2 protein-coding genes are annotated in these 2,562 nt (G+C 51.4%); one reads left to right on the plus strand and one right to left on the minus strand.

What is annotated here, in order from left to right; translation table 11 throughout:
* The coding region (locus AZ66_RS28460; RefSeq protein ID WP_044358010.1) for a penicillin acylase family protein at nucleotides 1–1,808 on the plus strand (1,808 nt) is incomplete at its 5' end.
* Between the two features lie 145 nt (nucleotides 1,809–1,953).
* Here the strand turns inward: AZ66_RS28460 and AZ66_RS28465 are convergent.
* Nucleotides 1,954–2,424, minus strand: a complete 471-nt coding sequence (locus AZ66_RS28465; RefSeq protein WP_044358011.1) for an SRPBCC family protein — start codon at nucleotides 2,422–2,424, stop codon at nucleotides 1,954–1,956.
* Between the last annotated feature and the right edge of the window lie 138 nt (nucleotides 2,425–2,562).

Consider the following 2,562-nt stretch of genomic DNA (forward strand, 5'->3'; position numbering starts at 1 on the left):
TGGCAGGCAACTGGGAGGGTCAGGCTTTTAGGTACGCAATGGCGCAGAAGCTGTCCACCGAGAAATTTCAGTCGCTTATGCCAACCTATCCGAAGGATGGGGCAATGATCATTCAAGCGTTAAAAGAACAACCGGTTGATCTGACAGCGCTGGCAGCTACCGCGGTTCCGCGGGATCCATTTAACGGAAGCAACAACTGGGTCGTATCTGGAGAGAAATCGGCATCCGGCAAGCCAATGCTGGCCAATGACCCACATCTGGGTCTAAGTACGCCGTCCATCTGGTATGAGACACATCTCTCGGCACCGGAGCTGAACGTGAGCGGAGTGATTTTTGCGGGCGTTCCAGGGATCATTCTCGGGCATAACGACACGATAGCCTGGGGGGTGACGAATCTGAGTCCGGACGTACAGGATCTCTATATTGAAAAAAGAAACCCGGACAATCCCCATCAGTTCGAATATATGGGCAAATGGGAAGATGCCAAGGTTTATCAAGAGGAAATTAAGGTGAAAGGCGAGGCTCCGGTGCCGTATGAAGTTGTCGTGACCCGGCATGGCCCGATTATCTCTGAATTCGCACATGATCAGCGGCAGGAAACAGCGCTTGCGATGAAATGGATCGCCTTGGATGCAACAACCGAGCTCGAAGCGGTTCAGATGTTCGCGAAAGCGCAGAACTGGGAGGAATTCAAGCAGGCGTTGACACATTTTGAATCACCTGCTCAAAATTTTGTTTTTGCTTCTACGGACGGCACAATTGCCTACCGTGGGAACGGTCTGATTCCGATCCGCAAAAAAGGCGACGGTTCGGTTCCGGTACCAGGCTGGACGGATGAATATGAGTGGATGGGATATATCCCGTGGGATGAACTGCCCACAACCGTGAACCCAAAGGAAGGGTTTATCGCTACGGCGAACAATAAAGTGATCGGCGACAGCTATCCGTATCATCTAACGGACGTCTGGTCCCAGCCATACCGTGAAGCGCGTATCCAGCAGGTGCTGTCTGCCAAGGATAAGCTAACCGTAGAGGATATGAAAAAACTTCAATTTGACCGCCATAACCTTCAGGCAGAAGAGTTTGTTAATGAGTTGATTGCCAAGATCAAAGACTCGCCGGATTTGCGCCAAATCGACCGCGACGTGCTTTCGCGTTTACAAGGCTGGAATAAAGTGAATGATCCGGATCAGGCTGCGCCGCTTGGCTTTGAGCTGTGGATGCAGGGTTTTGATGATGTGCTATTCAAATCCGAAATCAACGCTGATTTGATGGAGCTGTTTAACAATAAATCGGTCGTTAAGGATGAAATGCTCCGCCGAGCGCTTCAAGGCGAGCGGGAGCCATGGATAGACGAAAAAGGCGGAATCGAAAAGGTGGCGCTGCAGGCATTCCAGCTGGCTGTAGATCAGGCTGCTTCACTGCAGGGCAAACATCCGGACAAATGGCAGTGGGGCAAGTTCCATCAGGTTGATTTTGCTCATCCTCTTGGCGCTGTGAAGCCGTTGGATCTGATTTTTAATGCCAAGTCTGTTCCGATGGGCGGCGGCCGTATCACCGTCGGGGCTGCAGGTTGGGATGCGGAGAGCGGCGAAGTCACCCATGGGGCACCGTGGCGAACGGTCATCGATATGTCCAATCCGACCCGTTCGATGAATGTGGTGGGGCCCGGCCAATCCGGACATGTGCTGAGCAAGTGGTACCATGACCAGGTGGATGACTGGTCGACCGGACAATACCACGTCACGAGTATCGAACCGAATGAATACCGAAAGGCAGGAAATGAACTGAAATTAGTGCCGGAATGAGAAGGAAAATACGATAGATTCTCCAGACAACACACGACCCAGTCTAAGATAGAGCTATGTAAGGCTGGGTCGTGTGACGCTTACAAGATACATGGAAAAACCGGCCTCGCGGCCGGCAGGAGTCTATCGGAAAAGGTACTCAGGCTCAGATGGACATCTTCTGCAAATGCGCTTCGAGCCGGTCAAGATTTTCCTTGGTGTGTAAAGATGCGATTTCCTTGATAGCGTTGAATACGGCTTCATCCTCGAAAAGCTGGCGCATAGTTAGTCTGGTTGTGCCGCCAAGATCCTCAAAGGTTGCCGTGAGTTGAAAATGGGGGTCATATAGGTACCGCAGCACGATCCGTTCTGGCCCGATTTCAACAAATTCGCTTTTATTGGGATAATCGACTCCGTTCGGTCCGTGCATCACAAACTCCCATGTCCCTCCCGGCCGTAAATCAAATTCGTGAAAAGTGTTCGTAAACCCGTTCGGACCCCACCACTGTGCCAAATGCTCGGGTTTTGTCCAGGCTTCGTAAACGAGAGCAGGGGATGCATTTATCACCCTCGTTGTTACCAATTCGTATTCTTCCGCTGCGTTGATTTCGCTATTTGCTGCATGGCTTTCTGTCATGCCCGACCCTCCCACGCCTTAAGTTCTCAGATGGACATCTTCTGCAACTGTGCTTCGAGCCGGTCAAGATTTTCCTCGTTGGCTGGAGATGCAATTTTCTTGATGGCGTTGAATACGGCAGCGTTTCGAAAAGCTGGC

It is taken from the genome of Paenibacillus sp. E194 (assembly GCF_000935845.1).
GTDB classification, from domain to species: domain Bacteria; phylum Bacillota; class Bacilli; order Paenibacillales; family Paenibacillaceae; genus Paenibacillus_B; species Paenibacillus_B alvei_B.

What these genes read in the sequence shown, in the direction of transcription:
- AZ66_RS28465 (WP_044358011.1), bottom strand. Translation starts at nt 2,424, where the DNA reads ATGACAGAAAGCCATGCAGCAAATAGCGAAATCAACGCAGCGGAAGAA.